The organism is Marinococcus halophilus (genome assembly GCF_002265875.1).
GTDB lineage: Bacteria > Bacillota > Bacilli > Bacillales > Marinococcaceae > Marinococcus > Marinococcus halophilus.
In genome coordinates, this window is record NZ_NPFA01000024.1 from 1 (window position 1) to 22,576 (window position 22,576).

The 22,576-nt window shown below is 47.1% G+C and carries 20 protein-coding genes and 7 tRNA genes; 9 read left to right on the forward strand and 18 right to left on the reverse strand.

Annotated features, from left to right (window positions below; translation table 11 throughout):
• The coding region (locus tag CHL76_RS17310; protein ID WP_233133492.1) for a hypothetical protein at positions 1 to 225 on the forward strand (225 nt) is incomplete at its 5' end.
• Positions 226 to 287: 62 nt separating this feature from the next.
• Here CHL76_RS17310 and glmS read toward each other — a convergent pair.
• The 6 genes from glmS to sigW form a co-directional block, all read right to left on the reverse strand.
• Positions 288 to 2,090 carry a glutamine--fructose-6-phosphate transaminase (isomerizing) gene (gene glmS / locus CHL76_RS15290; RefSeq protein WP_079475192.1) on the reverse strand — a complete coding sequence of 601 codons (1,803 nt, stop codon included), beginning with the start codon at positions 2,088 to 2,090 and terminating at the stop codon, positions 288 to 290.
• Positions 2,091 to 2,639: 549 nt separating this feature from the next.
• Positions 2,640 to 3,986, reverse strand: a complete 1,347-nt coding sequence (gene glmM / locus CHL76_RS15295) for a phosphoglucosamine mutase (RefSeq protein ID WP_079475191.1) — start codon at positions 3,984 to 3,986, stop codon at positions 2,640 to 2,642.
• Between the two features lie 46 nt (positions 3,987 to 4,032).
• The gene (locus CHL76_RS15300; RefSeq protein ID WP_079475190.1) at positions 4,033 to 5,595 is read right to left on the reverse strand and encodes a CdaR family protein; all 1,563 of its coding nucleotides are present in this window, start codon (positions 5,593 to 5,595) and stop codon (positions 4,033 to 4,035) included.
• Positions 5,588 to 6,406, reverse strand: coding sequence for a diadenylate cyclase CdaA (gene cdaA, locus CHL76_RS15305; RefSeq protein ID WP_022794289.1), 819 nt, complete (start codon positions 6,404 to 6,406; stop codon positions 5,588 to 5,590). Before cdaA ends, CHL76_RS15300 begins: the two co-directional genes overlap by 8 nt.
• Before the next feature lie 186 nt (positions 6,407 to 6,592).
• Positions 6,593 to 7,234 carry an anti-sigma factor family protein gene (locus tag CHL76_RS15310; protein ID WP_079475189.1) on the reverse strand — a complete coding sequence of 214 codons (642 nt, stop codon included), beginning with the start codon at positions 7,232 to 7,234 and terminating at the stop codon, positions 6,593 to 6,595.
• Positions 7,235 to 7,250: 16 nt separating this feature from the next.
• A complete protein-coding gene (gene sigW, locus CHL76_RS15315) occupies positions 7,251 to 7,817 on the reverse strand; it encodes an RNA polymerase sigma factor SigW (RefSeq protein ID WP_079475188.1) in 567 nt (188 codons plus the stop codon).
• Positions 7,818 to 8,049: 232 nt separating this feature from the next.
• Between sigW and CHL76_RS17520 the strand changes: the two genes are divergently transcribed.
• Complete coding sequence (locus CHL76_RS17520; protein WP_079475187.1) at positions 8,050 to 8,274, forward strand: aspartyl-phosphate phosphatase Spo0E family protein; 225 nt, start codon at positions 8,050 to 8,052, stop codon at positions 8,272 to 8,274.
• 129 nt (positions 8,275 to 8,403) lie between these two features.
• Here the strand turns inward: CHL76_RS17520 and CHL76_RS15325 are convergent.
• The 10 genes from CHL76_RS15325 to CHL76_RS15370 all read right to left on the reverse strand — a co-directional run bounded on the left by CHL76_RS15325 (position 8,404) and on the right by CHL76_RS15370 (position 12,870).
• A tRNA-Ala gene (locus tag CHL76_RS15325) sits at positions 8,404 to 8,479 on the reverse strand.
• A gap of 25 nt (positions 8,480 to 8,504) precedes the next feature.
• Positions 8,505 to 8,578 (reverse strand) — tRNA-Gly (locus CHL76_RS15330).
• A 61-nt stretch (positions 8,579 to 8,639) separates the two neighbouring features.
• A tRNA-Gly gene (locus CHL76_RS15335) sits at positions 8,640 to 8,714 on the reverse strand.
• Between the two features lie 24 nt (positions 8,715 to 8,738).
• Positions 8,739 to 8,814: transfer RNA gene (locus tag CHL76_RS15340), tRNA-Lys, on the reverse strand.
• An 8-nt stretch (positions 8,815 to 8,822) separates the two neighbouring features.
• Positions 8,823 to 8,907, reverse strand: a tRNA-Tyr gene (locus CHL76_RS15345).
• A 3-nt stretch (positions 8,908 to 8,910) separates the two neighbouring features.
• A tRNA-Thr gene (locus CHL76_RS15350) sits at positions 8,911 to 8,986 on the reverse strand.
• Between the two features lie 44 nt (positions 8,987 to 9,030).
• Positions 9,031 to 9,105 (reverse strand) — tRNA-Glu (locus CHL76_RS15355).
• A gap of 165 nt (positions 9,106 to 9,270) precedes the next feature.
• Positions 9,271 to 10,482, reverse strand: coding sequence for a D-alanine--D-alanine ligase family protein (locus tag CHL76_RS15360; protein ID WP_079475186.1), 1,212 nt, complete (start codon positions 10,480 to 10,482; stop codon positions 9,271 to 9,273).
• Positions 10,483 to 10,502: 20 nt separating this feature from the next.
• A complete protein-coding gene (locus tag CHL76_RS15365; RefSeq protein WP_079475185.1) occupies positions 10,503 to 12,095 on the reverse strand; it encodes a UDP-N-acetylmuramoyl-tripeptide--D-alanyl-D-alanine ligase in 1,593 nt (530 codons plus the stop codon).
• Positions 12,088 to 12,870 (reverse strand): alpha/beta fold hydrolase, encoded by a 783-nt coding sequence (locus CHL76_RS15370; RefSeq protein ID WP_079475184.1) that lies wholly within the window; start codon positions 12,868 to 12,870, stop codon positions 12,088 to 12,090. Before CHL76_RS15370 ends, CHL76_RS15365 begins: the two co-directional genes overlap by 8 nt.
• Positions 12,871 to 13,191: 321 nt before the next feature.
• On the opposite strand from CHL76_RS15370, the gene CHL76_RS15375 reads away from it, so the two are divergent.
• The 5 genes from CHL76_RS15375 to prpB all read left to right on the forward strand — a co-directional run bounded on the left by CHL76_RS15375 (position 13,192) and on the right by prpB (position 18,925).
• Positions 13,192 to 14,577: an MFS transporter gene (locus tag CHL76_RS15375; protein WP_094909037.1), complete on the forward strand. Its 1,386-nt coding sequence runs from the start codon at positions 13,192 to 13,194 to the stop codon at positions 14,575 to 14,577.
• A gap of 83 nt (positions 14,578 to 14,660) precedes the next feature.
• A complete protein-coding gene (locus CHL76_RS15380) occupies positions 14,661 to 15,317 on the forward strand; it encodes a GntR family transcriptional regulator (protein WP_094909038.1) in 657 nt (218 codons plus the stop codon).
• A 115-nt stretch (positions 15,318 to 15,432) separates the two neighbouring features.
• Positions 15,433 to 16,551, forward strand: coding sequence for a citrate synthase (gene mmgD / locus CHL76_RS15385; RefSeq protein ID WP_094909039.1), 1,119 nt, complete (start codon positions 15,433 to 15,435; stop codon positions 16,549 to 16,551).
• 14 nt (positions 16,552 to 16,565) lie between these two features.
• Positions 16,566 to 17,993: a bifunctional 2-methylcitrate dehydratase/aconitate hydratase gene (locus CHL76_RS15390; protein ID WP_079475180.1), complete on the forward strand. Its 1,428-nt coding sequence runs from the start codon at positions 16,566 to 16,568 to the stop codon at positions 17,991 to 17,993.
• A gap of 14 nt (positions 17,994 to 18,007) precedes the next feature.
• Positions 18,008 to 18,925 carry a methylisocitrate lyase gene (gene prpB, locus CHL76_RS15395; RefSeq protein ID WP_079475179.1) on the forward strand — a complete coding sequence of 306 codons (918 nt, stop codon included), beginning with the start codon at positions 18,008 to 18,010 and terminating at the stop codon, positions 18,923 to 18,925.
• Between the two features lie 25 nt (positions 18,926 to 18,950).
• Here prpB and CHL76_RS15400 read toward each other — a convergent pair whose 3' ends face one another.
• Positions 18,951 to 19,775 (reverse strand): M15 family metallopeptidase, encoded by an 825-nt coding sequence (locus CHL76_RS15400; protein ID WP_233133493.1) that lies wholly within the window; start codon positions 19,773 to 19,775, stop codon positions 18,951 to 18,953.
• Positions 19,776 to 19,946: 171 nt separating this feature from the next.
• On the opposite strand from CHL76_RS15400, the gene motA reads away from it, so the two are divergent.
• Both motA and motB read left to right on the forward strand, forming a co-directional pair.
• Entirely contained in the window at positions 19,947 to 20,759 is an 813-nt protein-coding gene (gene motA / locus CHL76_RS15405) for a flagellar motor stator protein MotA (RefSeq protein WP_094909040.1), read from the forward strand.
• Positions 20,752 to 21,510 carry a flagellar motor protein MotB gene (gene motB / locus CHL76_RS15410; protein ID WP_079475176.1) on the forward strand — a complete coding sequence of 253 codons (759 nt, stop codon included), beginning with the start codon at positions 20,752 to 20,754 and terminating at the stop codon, positions 21,508 to 21,510. The genes motA and motB overlap by 8 nt, the downstream gene beginning before the upstream one ends.
• A gap of 48 nt (positions 21,511 to 21,558) precedes the next feature.
• On the opposite strand, the gene CHL76_RS15415 is transcribed toward motB, so the two are convergent.
• Positions 21,559 to 22,374, reverse strand: coding sequence for an MBL fold metallo-hydrolase (locus CHL76_RS15415; protein ID WP_158219205.1), 816 nt, complete (start codon positions 22,372 to 22,374; stop codon positions 21,559 to 21,561).
• Positions 22,375 to 22,576: the final 202 nt, after the last annotated feature.

The window sequence follows — 22,576 nt, forward strand, 5'->3', positions numbered from 1 at the left end:
CCATTTCAGCCGAAGGACTTCCCGTTTCACTTCTGCTGGATACCGTCGTTTACTTTCTCCCATAAGAAAAACACCTCCATCTGTCGATCCTACTACGAATACGACGTGAGAGGTGCTTTTATCTGTCTCATTTATTTAGGTCACTTCATCGTTAATACTACATACGACGTTGGGGGTGTTTTTTCCTGTCTCATATTATGGGGTCACTCTATACAAGTAGAGTAACCGGATGTGGGTTTTTGAAAAGCTTTATTATTAATAGTACTTACCGCTCCGCTAAACTTAGTCTATTCAACAGTAACGCTTTTTGCCAGATTACGCGGCTTATCCACGTCGCAGCCGCGGTGCATTGCTGCATAGTAAGAGATAAGCTGCAGTGGAATGACCGAAACAATAGGCGTCATTACTTCGTGCAGGTCTGGAAGAATGATATTATCGCCTTCCTGGTGGTTTGTTTCGGAGGCAATAACGCACGGATTGGCCCCGCGGGCTACCACTTCCTGCAGGTTCCCCCGCGTATTTAAGTTAACATGGTTCTGCGTGGTTACGGCAATGACCGGCGTTCCCTCTTCAATCAAGGCAATAGTGCCGTGCTTCAACTCGCCCCCGGCAAAGCCTTCAGCCTGAATATAAGAAATCTCTTTCAGCTTTAATGCTCCTTCAAGTACGACGTGATAGTCGAGCGCACGTCCAATAAAGAAGCAGTTGCGCGTTTCACTCAAATATTCTTTCGCAATGCCTTCCATAATGTCTTTTTGATCACAAAGCGTTTCCATGGCATTGGCTGCCAGCCCCAATTGCTGAATCGCGTTAAAGCTGGACTCAATACCACGTGCCCGGGCGATATCCATCGCAAGAATCGACATTACAGCCATCTGAGCGGTGTAGGCTTTCGTTGAAGCAACCGCAATCTCAGGGCCTGCGTACGTATGCAGCGTAAAATCAGCCTCACGGGAGAGCGTAGAGCCGGGTACGTTCGTAATCGTGATCGAAGGATGGCCCTGTTTCTTTACATTGACGAGCACACCACGGCTGTCCGCAGTTTCTCCGCTCTGGGAAATAAAGATAAACAACGGCTTTTCGGAAAGAAGCGGCTGGTTATACAAAAATTCGCTCGCAATGTGTACTTCCACCGGCTTCTGTCCGATTTTTTCAATCATTTCTTTGCCTACGAGGCCGGCGTGATAGCTTGTGCCAGCTGCCAAAATATAAATGCGGTCGGACTGGTTGACTGCCGCCCGTATGTCTTCTTCAAGCTTAATGTCTCCGTCTTCATCCTGATATTTCTGGATGATATTGCGAATTACAAACGGCTGCTCATCAATTTCCTTTAACATAAAGTGTTCGTACGTGCCTTTTTCAGTATCCGATTCGTCAATGTCTGTTACAAAAGGCTCTCGGGATCTTACATTTCCTTCCAGGTCTTTAACCTGAACAGAATCACGAGTCACAATAACGACTTCTTCATCCATAATTTCGATGAACTGCTTCGTCGTGTGAAGCATTGCCATTGCATCTGAAGCAATAACGTTCTTACCTTCTCCCAAACCAACGAGGAGCGGACTTTTATTTTTTCCGACATAGATGGTTTCTTCATCATTATTGTCGATTAATGCTAAAGCGTAGGATCCTTTTAGAAGAGCCAGAGTACGCCGGAAGGCCGCTTCTGTGTTAAGCCCTTCCTCGCTGAACTTCTCTACAAGCTGCACGATAATTTCCGTATCAGTTTGGCTGCGCAGAGACACTCTGTCAAGGTAATGCTGCTGGAGCTGCTGATAATTCTCAATAACACCGTTGTGTACAAGCGTAAAGCGGCCGCTAATGCTCTGATGCGGATGCGCGTTGTCCCGGCTCGGTGCTCCGTGTGTCGCCCAGCGTGTGTGGCCGATACCGATCGTCCCGGAGGCCTGGCCGTTTACCGTTTCTTCAAGAGCGGCAATACGTCCTTTTTCCTTGTATACACTGACACCGTCATTGTCTACTATCGCAATTCCTGCAGAATCATACCCCCGGTATTCGAGTTTATGAAGCCCCTTTAACAAAATGTCCGACGCCTGCTCATTCCCAATATATCCTACAATTCCACACATACGTGGATACCCTCCTATAACCGGCGGGGCATAAGCATATGTCGCGGGACACTTACTGATGCCCCACTCGTCTCGTTTAATTTTTACTGCTGCTTTTCTCAAGGATGTCTTTTCACAATTATACTTGTCTAACAGTACTGCTTTTATGCCTGTGTCCTGGCCTTTAGCCACAAAGTCGCCTTCATGATTTAAGCCAGCACTTTCAGCTGAGACATGCAGCCGGGAGGCATCCGCCGATTGCTCGATAAACCCCCACCTCGTCAACTGTTTTGTTTTCGCTCCAAAACAGTCCTAGCGCTTTCAATAATGAAACTTTTCTCCTGCTCCTTTCTTCACCAGATTTATACACAATGATACTCTATATACGCATTGTAATCAATTGTGAAATTGTGAAATTTTTTCATGCAAATATGTATGCTTCCTATTTTTAAGAAACACCTATTGTTAGTCGCAATCTGCCTAGAAAAGTTACGCACCAGTTGCACGTTACCGAAATTATTGTATTTTAAACATAAAGAAAGCCAGGCTTAGCCGCCCGGCTTTCTTTACTTATTTATCCAGGCCCAATTCTGCCTGAACTACATCGGCAATTTCTGTTACGTAATTGTTGCACATCTCTTCTGTTTCCGCCTCTGCCATTACGCGGACGAGCGGCTCGGTGCCGGAAGGACGTACAAGGATTCTTCCTCTATCCCCTGTTTCCGCTTCGATCCGGTCTATTACTTCTTTGACCTTCGGATTATTTTCCACCTGGTGTTTATCTGTTACACGAACATTGACCAGTTTTTGTGGAAACGTCGGCATTTCAGCAGCAAGTTCCGATAGTTTTTTGCCTGATTTTTTTATCATATCCACCAGCTGCAGGGCGCTTAACATCCCGTCCCCGGTAGTGGTTAAATCAAGGAAAATCAGATGCCCGGATTGCTCTCCGCCCAGGCTGTAGCCGTTTGCCCGCATTTCTTCCATGACGTGGCGGTCGCCTACCTTCGTCTGTACAGTTTCAACGTCAATTTCCTTCAATGCTTTGTGCAGGCCTATATTACTCATAATGGTCGTTACTACTGTGTTTTTATTCAGCATCAGCTCCTGCTTTAGATGCTTTCCACAGATGTACATAATCTGGTCTCCATCAACGATATTTCCGTTTTCATCTACAGCAATCAGTCGATCCGCATCGCCGTCAAAGGCGAGGCCGAGGTCTGCTCCTTTTTCAACGACAAAGGCAGCCAGGGCTTCCGGATGTGTCGACCCGACACCTTCGTTAATATTTATGCCGTCCGGATTGTTTCCGATAGTAGAAATATCTGCCTCAAGGTCTGCCATCAAATGCGGTGCTAACGAGGAGGCTGCTCCGTTTGCACAATCAAGGGCAATATGAAGGCCTGAGAAATCTTCGCTGACTGTATTCTTTAAAAACTGAAGGTACTTCTGGCGGCCTTCAAAATAATCATTAACACTTCCAAGCTGGCCGCCTACCGGACGCGGCATTTGGTCATCTCCCTCGAGGTGACGCTCAATTTCAGCTTCCTGCTCGTCATTTAGCTTAAACCCATCCGCACCAAAAAATTTGATGCCGTTGTCCGCTACCGGGTTATGCGAAGCGGAAATCATAATCCCTGCCTGTGCACTGACTGCCTTGGTTAAATAAGCCACTCCCGGCGTAGTAATCGTCCCAAGACGCATTACTTCAACCCCAATGGAAAGAAGTCCGGCGACCATGGCCCCTTCAAGCATTTCCCCACTGATGCGTGTATCCTTGCCTATTAATACTTTTGGATGTTCGTGATCCTTTGTTAACAAATAGCCGCCTGCACGCCCTAGCCGGAAAGCAAATTCCGGCGTCAGTTCCGTATTAGCGACACCCCTGACTCCATCTGTACCAAAATATTTCCCCATGGTTAAACCTCTCCTTTGTTCTTACACAATTCCTTGATGGCTTTTACTACTGTTCATTATTCGTTTCGCTATTTTCTTCCGCTGGAACTTCTTCGTTTTCTGCAGGAGCATCTTCGGCGCCCCCGGAGCCATTTTCTTCAGTATCTCCGGTGTCTGCTGGCGGGGCTGTTTCTGTGTCATTCTCCTCTTCGCCTGAGCCAGTCCCGTCTTCTTCACTTTCTGTGGAACCATTCTGATTAGAAGAATCTCCTTCTCCGTCATTTTGGCCAGAGTCTTCCGGTTCTTCTGTATTTTCATTTTGCTGCTCTTCCGGAACTTCACTTTCCGGTTCTGTTTCTTCTTCCGTTCCTTCTTCTGTTGTTTCTCTGCTTTCTCCCTGCTGGAGCGTCACTTCCACATTTTCTCTGGTTGGAGAAATCTGTACCCCTTCTGGGCCGCTCGCTTCCACACGAAGAATGTAGGATTCTTCATTTGAAGAGCCACTGTCGCTCCAGAGCGCTTCTAATGTAATATCTTCCGCGCTGACACCCTCAAGAGCGCCGGCTCCACCGTATATTTGTACATCCATTTCTCCGGATGAAGGATTCACCCAGCTGGTGGAAGAGCCTGAAGGCAAGTTCACGATAGATATAGGCACGTTCTCAAGCGTAGTCTGCTCTTCGCCCTGTATCGTTACAGAAGCACTTAAGCTTTCGGGGTTTGTTCGCTGAATACCGTCAGGCAATTGGAGATTTAATTCATATGTTCCGCTCTCAGTGACTTCATTTAAATTGAGAGCGGCATCGATGCTTTCTGTATTCTGCACCGCTCTTTCACTGCCATATATGGTCACTTCTTCACTGGAAGCGATAACTTCACTGATCGCTGTGCCCGCATTTAAACTCCCCGTTTGCTCTACGTTCACCGGCACTGCTTTTGAAGGAGCATCAGCAGACAATTCCACTGATGCTTCCTGCGGTTCGATATTCACATCCAGCTCATTGCCTTCGGCATCCAATGCCGCTATTGGGAAAGTTCCGTTAATATCCCCATCTGCTTCCGAAACATCCACCTGGGCGACCACCCGGTCAATTTGGTCGATAATAGTGCCAGCTCCGCTTACCGTTACTTCCTCCGGGCTGACGGTGGGGTTCCCAAAAGAAAATTCTTCGTTTTGTTCTTCATTCAAAATCTGGGTTTCGAGCGGAAATGTTGTTTCTTCCTTTTCTTCAAGTGTCACCGTGGCGTACTCCGGAGAAGGAGTTACTTCCAGATCCGTCGGGAAATCACGGTGGCTCACCTGAATGTTATGAGTACCTGCGCCTAAATCCTGCATATCCAGGTACAGCTCATAGTTGTCCGACCGGGAAAGACGAAACAGCATGATAGCCGTCTGGGAACCAGCCAGCGTAACATCCGCATCTTCTGTCATACTTGTAATAGCGTACTCTTCCTGATTATATTCCGGTGTAATCTCCACATCTTCAATTGTATATGTCTGGTCTTCCCCATCCGGCACGACGCCGGCATTATTTACCGTAGGGTCCATATTAACGATTAAGTAAAGCATGACGGCAAAGGCAAGAGAGATAAAGCGGACAAACCACTTGTTTGCAAAAAGTTTATCCATCTTTTTTCCCTCCCCACTGCCAGATACTTGATGAATTATTTTCTGCCATCAAATCTTTTTCAAGCATTTTACGGAGAGTCTCTTCATCAACATCACGGTGAAGGTCTCCATTTTTTGTAATAGAAATGCTCCCAGTTTCTTCTGATACCGCCAGCGTAAGAGCGTCTGTCACTTCGCTCACCCCGAGAGCGGCGCGGTGCCTTGTACCCAGTTCCTTTGAAATAAAAGGATTTTCTGACAAAGGGAGGTAGCAGGCGGCGGCGGCTATTTTGTTTTCCCTCATCACCACTGCGCCGTCATGAAGCGGGGTGTTTGGAATAAAAGTATTAATAAGCAGCTCCGAGGTAATGTTTGCGTCCATAGAAATGCCGGTCTCAATATAATCGTTCATCCCTGTTTCGCGTTCGATGGAAATCAGCGCCCCGATGCGCCGCTTTGCCATATATTTTGTTGATTTCATAATGGCGTCAATAGTTTTTAACGTTTCATCTTCTTCTACGTAAGAAGCACGCCCAAAGAGCCTTCCCCTTCCAAGCTGCTCAAGGGCCCGCCGTAGTTCCGGCTGAAAAATGATAATAATTGCAAGCAGTCCATATGTAACCGAATTCCCCATAATCCATTGAAGCGTCCGCAGACCAAAAAAACTGCTTATAAACCAAACAGCCAGAATAACAGCAATGCCTTTTACCAGCTGGACGGCCCGAGTGCCCCGGATAATCGTGATCGCTTTGTAAATGACATACGCCACCAGCGATATGTCTACGACAATTCGTATGATGTTAAGTAAATCGAAATCTTGTCCAGCAAACATGGCACTTCCTCCAATTGGTTCTATCCCGTAAGCAAAGTAACGGTTATATTATATCACAATCACTTCTATATCACTGCGTGCTTTATTCGGATTTCAGGCAAATTTTCTTATACAATTTTTGTTGAAATAATAGACAAATAGCAGCACGCTCTGCTTAAAGCCTGCTGCTGTTTATAAAGGACTGTATTATGCCGCCTCTTTTTCATCATCCATATGCCAGGCTTCCTGGCTTATTCGCTTTGTATGGTACCAAATCCATTCGAGCACCTGGTCCACTTCCTCAATATCTCCGGAAACGCTTCCGGCCGAAGCCATGTAAGGATCCCCATTGATTACCGTAAGATCGCCATTTACTTTCCCATGTACATCAACTTCCCCATTTCGAACGGTTAAGTCTCCCTGAACTATTTCATTCTCCGGAATGATTACAGCGTTGTTGTCGTAATCAATATTTACGTTCGCCTGGTCCCCGGTAACCGTCATTTCCGCTCCTGACTGGTCGTTCCAGGCAAACAGCACGCTTGAAGCCATCAGCACAATAAACATAGAAACTGCCACCAGCACTGGGTGCTGCCTGGACCATGATTTCCAGGCTGTCCGTTTTCTTTTTTTCGGCAGTTCTTTCATAATGCTGTCAGTAAACGTTTCCGGGGCCCAGACGTGCGACGTTCCCTGGACCATTGTTACTGTACGCTTAAGTTCCTGGAGCCGGTGCGCACATTCAGGATTTTCTTTTATATACGAACGGAACTCTTCTTTTTCATGTTCATCCATATCACCGTCGATGTAGCGTTGGATGTACTTTTCCTCCTGTTCCTTTAACGCCATGGTCCCACCCCCCTGTTCACGTGTTTCCCAAATGCTTTCTTAAAGCTTCACGCCCCCTGTGCACGTGCGTTTTCACCGTATTTTCCGGAAGTTCCAGTATGTCGCTGATTTCCTGTATCGAAAGATCTTCGATATAACGCAGGACAATAGCTGTCCGGTATTTAGGAGGCAGCTTCAATATTCCTTCTTGCACCCATTCCTGCATTTCCATCGTCACTACCTGCTCATCGGGCAGTTTGTCCGGTGAAGAAAGCTGGGAATATCCATCAAGTCCTTCCGCCCCGGGTATTTCTGCGTCCAGGGAATAGTCTGGCTTTTTCTTACGGAGACGGTCAATACAAAGGTTTGTCGTAATACGGAAAAGCCAGGTGGAAAACTTTCGTTTTTCATCATAGCTTTCAATATTGGCATATGCTCTTAAAAAAGCCTCCTGGGCCATATCCTGCGCTTCGTAGGCATTACCGACCATCCGATAGGCGATTTGATATACCTTATCCTTATATAAATCAACCAATTCCCGGAAAGCGTCCTGATCACCATCTTTTTTTACTTCTTTCACTAGCCGTTTTACCGTTGCATCCATTTGGCGACCTCCACCTCGTGGGACTATACATACGTTCAATGAATCTTTTTCGTTTCATTTATTTAACAGCTTGACTTGGCATGACTCACTTTAACTGGTAATATTTTCAATCCAATCAATTGTAACACGGTTTTCACCTTCAATCTTTACCCATATTACTATTTATGCACCCTCTAGAACCATAGTCACATTTTGGAAAATTTGGCATAAATACCTTTGAAAATGCGTTAAAATGGGTAATAATGTAAACATTAACCAAATAGGAGGTGAAGAATGTTTGTCTCAACAATATTTACGGCAGGAGATAGAACAAACGAGAGACAGACTCCATCAACTGACTTCCGGCCATACGGCTTCCCTGATCTCTGATGATGTTTTGGCTTTAAGTAAAGAGTTGGATGTTCTTTTAAATAAATATGAGCTTATGTCCCGTGGAACTCTTATGCACTCTTCGTAAATGCATAAGAGTTTTTCTATGCCCGCGTATTCTACCATGATTCTTCTGGACATTCATCCCCAGAGGATAAAAAGCCTTAAAATAGACATAAAAAAATCAGCCCGGCAGGCTGAACATGTGCATCTTGTTTGGTGGAGCCTAGCGGGATCGAACCGCTGACCTCCTGCGTGCAAAGCAGGCGCTCTCCCAGCTGAGCTAAGGCCCCCTGCGTATGTTTAAAATATTAAAAATGGAGCGGGTGATGGGAATCGAACCCACGACATCAGCTTGGAAGGCTGAGGTTTTACCACTAAACTACACCCGCACAATCTATATACAAATCAATGTTTCCAATACTATCATTGCTTGCCCGGCTCGTCAAATAATGGAGCGGAAGACGGGATTCGAACCCGCGACCCCCACCTTGGCAAGGTGGTGTTCTACCACTGAACTACTTCCGCAGTTCCAAACCAGGATAATGACAATGGTGAGCCATGGAGGATTCGAACCTCCGACCCTCTGATTAAAAGTCAGATGCTCTACCAACTGAGCTAATGGCTCGTATTAAATGGTGGAGGGGGACGGATTCGAACCGCCGAACCCGAAGGAGCGGATTTACAGTCCGCCGCGTTTGGCCAACTTCGCTACCCCTCCACGTGGTGCCGGCCAGAGGACTTGAACCCCCAACCTACTGATTACAAGTCAGTTGCTCTACCAATTGAGCTAGACCGGCGTGTGGAAAACTCTTATACCTATAGGTGAAAACAGCTTTATGTATGGTGACCCGTACGGGATTCGAACCCGTGTTACCGCCGTGAAAGGGCGGTGTCTTAACCACTTGACCAACGGGCCGTAAGCTGCAGTGAGTTTTATCTTTAATTGCTACAGTAAAGTATTTTAAAGCATTTTTTCCTTTCTTGCAACCAAATTACTATATTCAAAAAAGTTTGATATTTTCCTCTACTACCTCTATTTCATATAAAAAACCGGCCCTATAATATCAGGCCGGCTGAACACTTATTGGCGATTTGATGATGCCCCTGTTTTTGTGCCGCCTTTGCTTCCCTGACCGCTTTGTAGGGAAAACAGGTTGGAATCGATTGAGAAAGTCAGTCGCTCTCTCTCCCGCTTTCGTTTTAATGCTAATTGAATCAATTGGTGAATCAGTTCGCTGTAGCTTTTTCCAGCCGGGTCCCATAGATAGAAAGAAAGTGAACCTGGAATCGTATTGATTTCATTAACGAATACCGTGCCGGTGTTGTCTTCAATCAAGAAATCAATCCGGGAAACGCCGCTGCATCCCAGAATCTGGAAGGTGTCTTTAGCCAGCTCCCTTACCTCTCCGGCTTTTTCCTCTGTGATAGGTGCCGGAATCTCCCGGTCCGTTGCTTCCATTCCTTTGGACGAGCTTCCGTTTTTGCCGCCCTGATATTTATCTTTGTAACTCAGTATTTCGTCTGTTTTAAGTACCTTTTCAATTACTGAAGCTTCAACATCCTCGTAATCCCCTACAACAGAGCAGTTCACCTCGGTCATGCCTTCAAGCATTTTTTCCACAAGAATCTTCCCTGCAAATTCGGTGGCCTCCTCGACCGCCTGTTCCAGTTCCTCACGGTTTTTTGCCGTACTGATACCGACGCTTGAACCTAAGTTTGCCGGCTTTACGATTACCGGATACGGAACACTTTCTTCAATCATGGCAATGACGCTTTCAGTATCCTCTGCCCAGTGGTTGCTGTAGAACCAAACGTCGTTTAATACCGGCAGGCGGGAGTCTCTTAATATTTGTTTCATCATTACTTTGTCCATCCCTACTGCCGAAGAAGCTACATCACAGCCGACGTAAGGCAGGCCGTATAATTCGAACAATCCCTGAAGCGCCCCATCTTCGCCGAATGTTCCATGCACAATTGGAAAAGCAACATCAATTGCAGCTACTTCTTTTTTCCCGAACTTAGGCGCAGGTTTTTTCTGGAGCACCACGTTGTCTTCTTCCCCGTACGTAATCAACACCTGCTGAGCCTCGTTCAACAATTTTGTCATATCTTTATAGGCTTCAATGTCCCGTAAGACATCTCCGGTGTACCATTTGCGTTCTTTGCTTATATAAATCGGGACAATTTCATACCGGTCTTCGTCCATCGATTCCATGGCCTGTACAGCTGAAATGACAGAAACCTCATGTTCGACAGAAATACCACCGAAAAATACTCCTATTCTTGTCTTCATACTATCCGCTCCCTATGTCTTTACTCGTTGAATGAATCCGGAAGGTCATTTTCAAGTAGCACCACGGATGGCTGCGTCGCAATTTCATTCATTTTAGCCAGGGCGTCCTGCAGGTCGGAAGCAACATACAGCTGCGATTCCGGATAATTTTTTTCTTTTAGCCCATCCTGAAGCGGCACGGTCTGTTTTTTCCCTACCAGTATAATGAAATCACATGCATCCGCCATATACGTACCCAACGCTTTATTCAATTCGTACTCTTTTTCGCCAAGCTCAATCATTCCAGGCGTTATGGCAATTTTATATTCCGGCATATGGCTTAATACTTCCATAGCCATCCTGGAGCCAACCGGATTGGAGTTAAAGCTGTCGTCCACAATCGTAATGTTTCCATTCGTTTTTTTCAGCTCCAGGCGGTGTTCCACCGGCTGTGCTTTCCGCAGCGCCCTCGCTATTTTTTCAAACGAGATGCCCTTCTCTGAGCCTATGGCTACGGCAGCTAAAATATTATAAATGTTGTGGCGGCCAAGCAGCCTGGTCTGTATTTCTGCGGTAGTTCCGTCATATTTAACCACGGTAAATGATGTTCCTTTAGAAGAGTAACCAATATTTTTTGCCCGGTAATGCAGATCTTCGGCATCGATGCCGTAGTAAATTGTCCGGCACTGATTCTGCTGCTCATAGCTCATAATATTTTCATCGTCTTTATTTACAAAAGCAGTACCTTCCTGCGGAAGTGTTTCAACAATTTCAAATTTGGTTTTTTTAATATTATCGAGCGTTTTGAATGTTTCTAAATGCTGCTCTCCTACCGCAGTCAAAACACCATACCTCTGGTGCACAATATCGCAGATTTCTTCAATGTCTCCCGGCCTTTTCGCGCCCATCTCAGCAATAAAAATTTCGTGATAAGGCCTGAGCATCGTCCGGATCGTTTTTGTCACTCCCATCGGCGTGTTGTAGCTTTCCGGGGTCATCAGCGTATTAAATTCTGAGGAAAGAACCGTTTCAAGCATGTGCTTAGTGCTTGTCTTTCCGTAGCTTCCTGTAATGCCTATCACTTCAAGGTCCGGCATCGATTTAATAATTCGTTCTGCATCATTGACGTAATGCTGACTGATTTTTCGTTCCATCGGATAGTTAATATAGTTCGCGGCCATCGTTATGAAATACGTAAGCATCGTCGCAATAACTGTTAAAAATACGAGCCATCCATAAGTATAAAACAGAGCGGTGTTACCGAGCAGCAGCCCAATAATGGTAAATAGCACAAAGAGGACACCGATCGTAATAAACAGCCGCTTTACCCGGGCCGTGATGACCAGTGCTTTTTTCTCTTTCAGCTGCGGCATCGTCAATGCCATAAACAGAAAATAAAGAAAGCCAATAATCAGTCCTAACGCTTCTGCTCCGAAAAGAAACGGCACTACGGCTGCAAGGCCGATAGTGTTCCGGATCGGGAAGGCCCTCGACATATGGCTTTTAATCCATCCCCAAAAACGTTCATTTTTGTAGGAGTTCTGCTGAAGCATATGTGTGCTTCGTTTCGTAAAGCGCACAGTGTAAAACGCCCAAGCCGCCAAATACAAAATCGCTAATATGGTGTTAATCATGCTGTGCGGCCTCCTGCTCTTCATTTCTTAAAAAGTGATCAATAATGATTAAAAATTCGTTTAGGTTGTCAATGTATGAATAATGACCGGCCCCGCGCAGCACGACCAGGCCCGCGTTCGGCATCTTTTGTTCCATGATCCTGGCGTCTGATACAGGCGTTGCCTCGTCATTTTCTCCCCACACGAGCAGCACCGGAGGCGTAACGTGCTCAAAATGGTGCTGCAGATCTTCATTAACTACCTTCACCATCGTCTGCTGCATTACTCCGGAGACGTTTTGATAATCTGCCGAACCGACCCGGCCTTTAACTTTGTCGAGAATTTCCTGTTCACGTTTCTTTAACCCCGGAAGCTTTAGCAGCTTCTTAAAGGTTTTATAGGTATATACTTTCACATAATATTTCAGCTTTCGTTTTGGCTTCACACCCGCGCTGTCTACCAAAATGATCTTTTTCACCGGGTTGTCTGCGGCGTACTTAATCGACACCCGGCCGCCGAATGAGTGCCCGATAAGAATCGGGTTGTCTATGCCGGTTTTTTGCAGCCATTTTTTTAACATTTCGGTATAATCACCAACTGTCCAGGATTCGGGAGGCTCTCCGCTCTGGCCAAAACCCGGAAAATCAATCGACCAGACCCGAAAATTTTTTTCCAGTGATTGATGCACCGGGGCAAATGCTTGAATGTTTGCGCCCCATCCATGCAGCAGGACCACATCTTCTCCTTCGCCGGACACATGGTAGTTCACGTTAACCCCATCTATATCTATATACACAGCGTGACTCTCCTATTCTAATTTTTCTATATTCTGCGCGCTGCAGAAGTACCATATATAGCTCTTCCCTATGTAATAACTCTCTATAACACAGTAAAAATATAAGCTGAGACATGCTTCCCATTGTTTTTTCATACACACAAATCCACCACTTTATATTATCACATAATCTTAAAGACGAGAATGACGACTTTATGATTCTTCAAAGCGCCTGAACACTTCATTCATTATATTTGTTTCCGGGTTTTGTTTCAGTTAATATATGATAGTTCCATTCAAAACTAATTTCCCTGAAACTAATAATAGAAAGCGTGAATTTTTATGACAAATGAGTCCGTACACGTCGGCCAGTCTCAAAAAAAGAAACTGATCTTTCTAGTGGCTTTGATTTTAACTATAGCAGTAATGAACGGCACTATGTTTAACGTGGCGATTCCGGATATCCAGTCTTATTTCGGCATCCCCGCCTCCCAGGTCAGTTGGGTACTTACCTCGTACATTATGGTTTACGCTATTGGAGCGTTGATGTATGGAAAATTAGCAGATTTTTATTCTATTAAATCCCTGCTCACTTTTGGGATTATCCTGTTTGCCGCAGGCGCAACACTTGGCCTTTTTTCTCAAAGCTTTGCCATGCTTCTTGTTGCCCGGGTGCTCCAAGCGGCAGGCGGAGCCACAATTCCAGCGCTCGGTTTTGTAATACCGGCCCGGTTTTTCCCGGAGGATAAAGGCCGCGTCTTTGGATTAATTTCTTCAACAGTCGCCTTCGCTTCGGGCGTCGGGCCTATTGTCGGCGGACTGCTCGGCGGTCGGCTCAGTTGGCGTTATCTGTTTTTATTTTCTATCCTATCGCTTTTAGCCCTGCCATTTCTTAGAAAATGGCTGCCGAATGAAGAAAAACGTTCCGGGTTTATCGATTATTTAGGCGCTGCGCTCTTCGGAGCAGCAATCGCCGGGATCTTATTGTTCGTTACTACTCTTCAATGGATTTTTCTACTTGCATTCATCGTCTTTATGGCTGTTTTTGCTTTTCGGACTGCAAAGGCGGACGACCCGTTTATCCGTCCCTCTCTTTTGAAAAACAAATATTATACCGTCACCATTTTAACGAGCTTCCTCGGCGTCTGCAGCATGTTCGGGCTTTTGTTTATCATTCCATTGATGACAAGGGAATTATATGAACTTTCTACTACTCAGATCGGGCTCGTTATCTTTCCTGGAGCAATCCTTGCCGGCTTTCTCGGACGCGCTGGCGGAGATCTTGCGGACCGTCACGGCCCGAAAGTAGTCGTTATCGCCGCTCTGGCTTTCATTGCTTTTGGCACAGTGCTGCTTTCCGGCTTTGCCGGTGTTTCCGCAGTAGCTGTCTCTGTTGTTCTGGTCATTGCCTATATAGGTTTCCCTCTTATCCAAAGCTCCACCGCCAATATTCTGTCCTCCGTCCTTGAAGAAAATGAAACAGGTGTTGGAATTGGCATGTTCAATTTGATGAACTTTATGGCGGGGGCTTTCAGCAGCGCAATCTTTGGAGCTGTGCTCGAAATTCAGGGCGTGACCAGTTCATTGAACCCTTTTGCTTCCGGGGGCAGTAGTGCTATTTATTCTAACGTTTACCTCGCCCTGACGTTAATTTCTCTTTTTGCCCTTGCAATGTTCACATACACTTTCCGTTCCTTTCAGGTAGCCCCCAGGGCGGGCAGAAATTAGAAATCCCGGATTAAGAGGCCGGCCCGGTGCCGGTCTCTTTTTTGCTATAATAAATAAAATTAAACTAAAAGGAGTGATGGTTTATGCAGAGACACCGGGTATCCGTAAGCGATTTAGCCTATGAAGCTTTAAAACAAAGTATTATTGAATTTCATTATTTCCCGGGGCAGGCGCTTCGTGAAGAACAGCTGACCGAAGAAATCGCAGTAAGCCGCACACCGCTTCGCCAGGCGCTTTACCGTCTCGAGCTCGAAGGATTGATTGTAAAGAAAGCAAACGGCCGCATGGAGGTCCAGAAACTCAGTATCGAAGAAGCCGTCGATATTTTTACTGTACGGGAAGCGCTCGAGGGGCTTGTCGCTAAAGAAGCAGCAGTGCGGGCCTCACCTGAAGCGACAGCGGAGATGAAAGAGGCCCTTTTGCACATGGCTGAAGCAGGTGAACGGTTTACTTCCATTACGTATGGCAGCCGCTTTCATCATTTATTGTATGAGCATGCCTCCCCTACAGCCGTCCAATTTTTAAACCAGTTGAACACCCGGCTCGAAAGATACCGCCGCCTTAGTGGCTACCGGCACCCTGATTATACGATCGCCACCCCGTTATCTGAGCACGAAAAAATTCTATCCGCTATCGAACGTAAAGACGGACCAGCAGCCGAGCATTACATGCGTGCCCACATCCGCCGGAGCCTGGCGTCAACAAAGGAAACCCTAGAGCTTCATATCTCTTCTTTCTAGCGTACCAGTAAAAGGGTTTTGCCTTTTCCCAAAAAAATGTATACAATTATACAAAGAAAGAACTTATATTTTTAACCGTTTTTGAAAACGCTTTAAAAATAAAGGAGGCGTCAGCATGTCTGCAGAAAAAGAGTACAGTCCTGGCCTTGAAGGAATCATTGCTGCCGAAACATCGATTTCCTATCTTGATGTCGAGCAGGAGCAAATTGTTATACGCGGATACGATCTTATCGAATTAGCGGAAAATCGACACTTTTTAGACGTTGCTTATCTGCTTCTTTACGGCTCCCTTCCGGACGCTGCTGAGAAGGAATCGTTTCATCATCGTCTTTACCAACAACTGGAGCTGCCGGAAGTCCTGACTACTTCCTTTTCGTTGTTTCCTTCTTCGATGAGTGCGATGGATATGCTCCGTACAGGTATCTCTCTGCTTGCCGGTTCGGAAACAAACATGCATGACCTTTCGGCGGAAGCCAACCAGAAGAAAGCAGTCAAGCTGCTAGGAGCGATACCGGCTATTATGGCCGGCAGCTACCGTACGCAGCAAAACGAATCACTGGTTTCCCCGGACCCTTCAATGTCCTTTAGCGCTAACATGCTCTATATGCTCACCGGGGAAAAACCTGGCGTTCTGGAAACAGAGGTGTTTGATCAGTCGCTTGTGGCTTATATTGAGCATGAAATGCCAAACTCTACCTTTGCAGCCCGGGTGATTGCCTCCACGCAGGCCGATATGTATGGTGCCTTTACGGGCGCAGTGGCTTCTCTGAAAGGACCGCTGCACGGGGGCGCCAATGAAGCTGTTATGCATCTGCTGCTGGAAGCCGGCACTCCGGACGGAGTTGAGCGGCTCTTCCGGGAAAAGCTGGCCAACAAAGAAAGAATCATGGGTTTTGGCCACCGGGTGTATATGAAAAAGATGGACCCGCGTGCCCAGCTGATGAAAAAATCGCTGCACCGACTCGCGGAAAAGCAGGATCGCATGGACCTGTATGACATGTGCGTGCGCGGGGAAGAGCTGATTGCAGAAGAGAAAGGACTGCATCCGAACCTCGACTACTACGCAGCGCCGGTGTATTATCTGCTCGGTATCCCGATCGATCTGTATACGCCTATCTTTTTTGCATCGCGGGCCGCCGGACTCGGAGCTCATGTAATCGAACAACACAGCAATAACCGGTTATTCCGCCCCCGGGTCGACTACACCGGCCCACGAGGTATTACGTTAACCTAGAGGAGGAAATAAGAATGAATCAAACGATGCAGCAGACAGATGCTTTACTGACCGACATTGCAGACTATGTATATGGCCATGACATTTCAAGCGACGAGGCGTATGAGACCGCCCGCTATGTATTAATGGATACGTTAGGGGCTGGCATTCTCGCTTTACGGTATCCGGAGTGCACCAAGCACCTGGGGCCGATCGTCCCGGGCACAGTCGTTCCAAACGGCGCACGCATGCCTGGCACCCAGTTCGAGCTCGACCCTGTGCACGCTGCTTTCAATATCGGATGCGCGATCCGCTGGCTCGATTATAATGATACCTGGCTTGCCAAAGAATGGGGGCACCCTTCTGATAATCTCGGGGGCATTCTTGCGACCGCTGACTATCTAAGCCGGCAGCGCGTGGCGGAAGGAAGAAAACCTTTAACGATGTACGACGTGTTAACTGCTATGGTCAAAGCCCATGAAATTCAAGGATCCATCGCTTTAAATCACAGTTTTAACCGGGTGGGGCTCGATCACGTGCTTCTTGTAAAAGTGGCTACAACAGCGGTAGTGACCCATATGCTCGGTGGAAGCAGGCAGGAAATGATCAACGCGGTTTCCAACGCCTGGGTGGACAACTCGAGTCTCCGTACCTACCGTCACTACCCAAATGCCGGCTCCCGTAAATCCTGGGCTGCTGGCGACGCTACCAGCCGCGGCGTCCGCCTTGCTTTAATGGCTGTCCGGGGAGAAATGGGCTATGCTACAGCTCTTTCTGCGAAAGGCTGGGGCTTTCAGGACGTGATGATGAATGGGGAAGAGCTTTCTGTGCCGAAAATGGATTCCTATGTGATGGAACACGTCTTATTTAAAGTTTCTTTCCCGGCTGAATTTCACGCCCAAACCGCTGTCGAAGCGGCCATCGAGCTGCACGGAGACGTGAAAGCACGGCTTCAGGATATTGAACGCATCGATATTGTTACTCATGAAGCTGCCATTCGCATTATCGATAAAACAGGCCCGCTGCAAAACCCTGCGGATCGCGATCATTGTCTTCAGTATATGACAGCCATCGGCTTGATCTTCGGCCGGCTTGACGCTGATCACTATGAAGATTCCGCTGCCGCAAACCCTGTCATTGATCAGCTCCGGAACAAGATGATCGTTAAAGAAAATAAACAGTACACCGAGGATTATCTGGACCCATCCAAGCGCTCGATTCCCAACCAGGTGCAGGTCCGCTTTATGGACGGCACAAGCACGGATCCCGTAGAAGTCGAGTACCCGCTAGGCCATCAGCGCCGCCGGGAAGAGGCCAAGCCGCAGATTATCGAAAAATGCCGGCAGAACTTGAATGCTCATTATCCACCGAAGCAGGCATCCCTGCTTCTTGAACAAATGCTTGATCATGCCCAGCTGGCAGAAACTCCTGTTCATCATTTTATGTCAGCCTGGGTTTACTAAAAGGAGGAAATACATTGAGCTGGTTAACCGAAGAACCCGTCTCCCAAAAAGAACTCGCCCGATTATTTCACGACCGCATTCAGCAGAGACCGGCGGTGAAAATCCCAGGCGTCCACGACAGCATGTCTGCGCTCCTCGCCAGAAACACCGGCTTTGATATTTTATATTTATCCGGAGCTGCCTATACAGCGAGCCGGGGGCTTCCGGACCTTGGTATTATTCATTCTCATGAGGTTGCCGAACGGGCCCGGGATATTGTCCGTGCAGCGAAGCTTCCTCTGCTTGTTGATATCGATACCGGCTTTGGCGGCGTGCTTGACGTGGCGCGAACCGCTAGGGAAATGACCGAAGCCGGAGTGGCCGCTGTCCAGATTGAAGATCAGGACCTCCCCAAGAAATGCGGCCATCTAAACGGAAAAAAATTAGTCCCCGCCGAAGAAATGGTGCAGAAAATTAAAGTTATTAAAGAAGTCGCCCCTACGCTCGCCGTTATTGCCCGCACCGACGCCAAGGGCGTAGAAGGTATAGAAGCAGCTATGGAACGGGCGGCACTTTACCGGGAAGCCGGCGCAGACGGCATTTTCCCAGAAGCACTTTCCACAGAGGAGGACTTCCGCCGTGCCGGGAACAGCCTCTCTGGTACACCGCTGCTTGCGAACATGACCGAGTTTGGCCGCACCCCGTATTACCACGCGGATCAGTTTGAATCATGGGGATTTAATATGATCATTTATCCGGTTACCTCAATGCGGGCCGCCGCCAAAGCCGTTGAACGGGTATTTCAGGAAATTCACGATAAAGGTACCCAGAAGGCTATGCTCGAAGATATGCAGACACGCGAAGAGCTGTACCGGACCATTTCTTATTACGATTACGAAGCTCTTGATGAAAAGATCGCAAAAACAGAACTACCGACAATCGATGAAGATTAAAAATAAAGCCCGGGGCGCCCGGGCTTTACTTGTTTTCCCTGTAATACTCTTCCATTACTAAATCATTTTCGTGCAGCTTTTCAGCCAGGTCTTCTCCCACATACCTCACGTGCCACGGTTCATACTGGTAGCCGGTAATCTCCGTTTTGTCCTCTGGGTAGCGAACTACAAAACCGTATTCATGGGCGTTTTCCTCAAGCCACTTTCCTTCTTCTGTGTCCCCAAGTTCCGTCGTTAACGAATAACCGACAGAGGACGCACTCACATCCATCGCCAGGCCGCTCTGATGCTCACTTTCCCCCGCTCTGGCACTATATTTGTTTGCTTCTTCTTCTCCGTCTTCCTCCGCGTTAGCTGCGAATATGCTTGCCTGCCGGTCATACGAACGATAGCCCGACACAGCAGAAAGCTCAATTTCTTCCTCTTCAGCCTCTGCGAACATGCTTTCAAGCTGCGCTGCCGCTTCCTCTCTCATGTATTTTTTCTGAAGATCTCCCTCAAATGGGAAAGCTACATCCGGTATGACTAAGTTTTCTGGTTCATAGTCTGCAGGCAGGTGATACTCCCGGTTGATTAATGCGTCGATAGCCGAAGGGTTCTTCAAATCCCCCTCTTCACTCGTCTCCGGCGGAGCCTCTCCTGGCTCTGTCTGACCGTCATTTTTATTTGCATCTGTCGTTTCTTCTGAACCGTTTTCTGGATCTTCCTGACTTTCTTCGGTATTTTCCTCTGAGGAGCCTGAAGAGGACTCCTCATTTCCACCAGCTCCGTTCTCCCCGCTCTCATTATTTGCACAGCCTGCGCTGACCAGCAGCCCCAGCGTTCCAGCAGCGATCATCCATTTTTTCATTGTGCGCCTCCCTCTCCTGCCGTTTAGGACAGCGTTCATGCTTTTAGTATTTATGAAACTGCACGTCTAGTTAATTATTCCTTACTTCCTCACGATTTTTCTTTCCTTCTTTATGTTAGCATCCCGAGTGCCGATATAAACAGTAGAATCAAACATAAAGGATTGATACGTATGGATAAAGCATCAATCATTGGTATTATTATAGCCTTTGCAGCTATTATGAGCGGTATTGCCATTAAAGGGATGGAGCTCGTTTCTTTGCTTAACCCGGCCGCTTTATTAATTATTTTCGGAGGCACGATTGCTACCGTAGTGATTGCTTTCCCTGGTGACGAATTAAAAAACGTGCCGAAGCTTTTCGGCGTTTTATTTAAAAATCAGAGTGAATGGAGTGTCGCTCAGCTTGTTCCTATGTTCTCCAGCTGGGCCCAAACCGCTAGAAAAGAAGGTCTTTTGGCCCTCGAAGGTGACGTTCAGGACATCCAGGATCCCTTTCTTCGTAATGGTATGACAATGGCTGTGGACGGCCAGAACTCAGATTTCATCCGTGACATCATGAGTGAAGAGCTTGAAGCAATCGAATCCCGTCATCAAACTGGGGTGTCCATTTTCACCCAGGCAGGAACCTACGCTCCCACACTTGGCGTTCTGGGCGCTGTGGTCGGCCTTATTGCGGCGCTAGCTGATATGTCCGATATCGATAAACTCGGAGAGGCGATCAGTGCTGCCTTCGTCGCCACTCTTCTTGGTATTTTCACCGGCTACGTCCTCTGGCACCCTTTTGCCAATAAACTTAAGCGTAAATCCAAGCATGAAATCCATGTGCGCAGTGTCATGATCGAAGGCGTATTATCGGTTCAGGAAGGACAGCCTCCAAAAACGATTGAACAAAAACTTCTAATGTATGTTCCGGCAAAGGATCGTGAAAAAATTATGGAAGCGGCCCAGGAAACAGAGTGGAAGGAAGGCACCGAAAATGGCTAGGCGGCGGCAGCGGAAAAAAGAAGAGGAGGAGCATGTCAGCGAAGCATGGCTTCTTCCCTACGCAGACCTGCTGACCCTGCTGCTTGCCCTCTTTATTGTTTTGTTTGCCTCAAGCGAAGTAGATGCCAGGAAATTTGACCAAATCTCCGAATCGTTTAACTCTGTTTTCACTGGAGGAAGCGGCATTAATGAATCCGGAAGCTCTGTCGAAGAGCTGAATGCCGAAGATAACGTTGATGAAAGCCCGCCCACCGTTACCGAAGAAGCAGAAGATCAAAACGAACTTGCCGAGCTTCAGGAGAGGGTCGAAGGATTTATTGATGAACGCGGCCTTGAAGGCCAGTTTACGACCCGGCTCTCCGACGACGGCCTGCTTCTTTCCATCAAGGACAATATTTTATTCGAGGTCGGTGAAGCAGAAATACGCGATGAAGCTCTTCAAACGGCCGAGGACATGTCTGAATTGCTTGTACTAAACCCCCCGCGCAATATTATTATCAGCGGTCATACGGACGATACTCCTATTGCAAATGCAGACTTCAATACAAACTGGGAACTCAGCGTGATGAGAGCGGTGCATTTCATGGAAATTGTGCTCGAAAATCCCGACCTAGATCCAAGAGATTTCAGTGCCAAGGGGTTTGGAGAGTTTGAGCCGGTTGCTTCGAATGACACTGCAGAAGGCCGGGCCCAAAACAGGCGTGTAGAGGTATTAATCCTTCCACGTAATCAAACTGAGTCCTCCGAATAAAAAAATTCAAACGAAAACTGGCTGCCCTTGCCCGGAGCAGCCAGTTTTTTATCTTTCCGTTTTTAATTGTTCTTTATTACTTTCATGCACCTGCTTTAACGGAGCTTCAAATTTGTGGCGGTCAATAAATGCAAAAATGGCGCTTTCTACGTACGGGTCTTCCAGCGATGTTTTCGTTTTTTCAATATACCATTCTGAATCCCGGAGTCGTTTTTCTATTTCTTCGGGCTTCGAAGCCACCAGCCCGTGCCCCGGCACTACAGTACTGTACTTTCCGTCATTCCAAAGTTCATCCAGCTTCTTTAACGTAAATTGATAGGATTCGCTGTGATATTCAATAATCGGGATCTCTACATTGCTTAAATAGTCTCCGGCAATACAGAGACCAAGAGGCTCTATGACCGCCGCCAGCCCATCCACAGTGTGGCCGGGTGCCAGATAGAAAGTAATTTTGGTTTCTCCTTCCTCAAGCACCTGCTCATCGGAGTCAACGATAATATCCGGGTCCGGGTAAGAGGTATCGTAATTGCGGTGAATGTAGTACGTTTCGTCAAACTCTTTCATTTCCTGCACAATGTTTTCTTTATCCGATCTGGCGTTAAATCCACGGGAAGCAATAATAGTCGCTTCGGGGAACGCTCCGGCTCCAATAACATGATCGAAATCTGAATGGGTCAGCAGCAGATATACAGGCTGATTACTTCTCCGCTCCTCCACAAACTCCCTTATCTCTTCAATTTCAGCTGGAAGCCACGTAGGATCTGTGATTAATATCAAATCATCTGTCACTACGACAGTCGTGTTTGTTTGATAAAGCTCGCTTTGAAATACACTCCATTGTTCACGGTCTAGTCTTTTTGCCAAGCTGATCACCTTCTTCTTAGTCTTCATTTATTGTTTCTTTCCCGAAAATGGATGGGGGACCGTCAATAATTTTGTGTAAACGGCTGTCCTTTTCCAGCCTTGAAGTTAACCCTGCCGTTGAAACATATCTTCCAATTGATGTTGGGCCTGGGCGAAGCCCAGGTGGCAGCGGGTGGAAAACTTTTGATTGTAGGCATCAAAA

What these genes read in the sequence shown, in the direction of transcription:
- glmS (WP_079475192.1), bottom strand. Translation starts at nt 2,090, where the DNA reads ATGTGTGGAATTGTAGGATATATTGGGAATGAGCAGGCGTCGGACATT.
- glmM (WP_079475191.1), bottom strand. Translation starts at nt 3,986, where the DNA reads ATGGGGAAATATTTTGGTACAGATGGAGTCAGGGGTGTCGCTAATACG.
- CHL76_RS15300 (WP_079475190.1), bottom strand. Translation starts at nt 5,595, where the DNA reads ATGGATAAACTTTTTGCAAACAAGTGGTTTGTCCGCTTTATCTCTCTT.
- cdaA (WP_022794289.1), bottom strand. Translation starts at nt 6,406, where the DNA reads ATGTTTGCTGGACAAGATTTCGATTTACTTAACATCATACGAATTGTC.
- CHL76_RS15310 (WP_079475189.1), bottom strand. Translation starts at nt 7,234, where the DNA reads ATGGCGTTAAAGGAACAGGAGGAAAAGTACATCCAACGCTACATCGAC.
- sigW (WP_079475188.1), bottom strand. Translation starts at nt 7,817, where the DNA reads ATGGATGCAACGGTAAAACGGCTAGTGAAAGAAGTAAAAAAAGATGGT.
- CHL76_RS17520 (WP_079475187.1), top strand. Translation starts at nt 8,050, where the DNA reads ATGGGTAATAATGTAAACATTAACCAAATAGGAGGTGAAGAATGTTTG.
- CHL76_RS15360 (WP_079475186.1), bottom strand. Translation starts at nt 10,482, where the DNA reads ATGAAGACAAGAATAGGAGTATTTTTCGGTGGTATTTCTGTCGAACAT.
- CHL76_RS15365 (WP_079475185.1), bottom strand. Translation starts at nt 12,095, where the DNA reads ATGATTAACACCATATTAGCGATTTTGTATTTGGCGGCTTGGGCGTTT.
- CHL76_RS15375 (WP_094909037.1), top strand. Translation starts at nt 13,192, where the DNA reads ATGACAAATGAGTCCGTACACGTCGGCCAGTCTCAAAAAAAGAAACTG.
- CHL76_RS15380 (WP_094909038.1), top strand. Translation starts at nt 14,661, where the DNA reads ATGCAGAGACACCGGGTATCCGTAAGCGATTTAGCCTATGAAGCTTTA.
- mmgD (WP_094909039.1), top strand. Translation starts at nt 15,433, where the DNA reads ATGTCTGCAGAAAAAGAGTACAGTCCTGGCCTTGAAGGAATCATTGCT.
- CHL76_RS15390 (WP_079475180.1), top strand. Translation starts at nt 16,566, where the DNA reads ATGAATCAAACGATGCAGCAGACAGATGCTTTACTGACCGACATTGCA.
- CHL76_RS15400 (WP_233133493.1), bottom strand. Translation starts at nt 19,775, where the DNA reads ATGAAAAAATGGATGATCGCTGCTGGAACGCTGGGGCTGCTGGTCAGC.
- motA (WP_094909040.1), top strand. Translation starts at nt 19,947, where the DNA reads ATGGATAAAGCATCAATCATTGGTATTATTATAGCCTTTGCAGCTATT.
- motB (WP_079475176.1), top strand. Translation starts at nt 20,752, where the DNA reads ATGGCTAGGCGGCGGCAGCGGAAAAAAGAAGAGGAGGAGCATGTCAGC.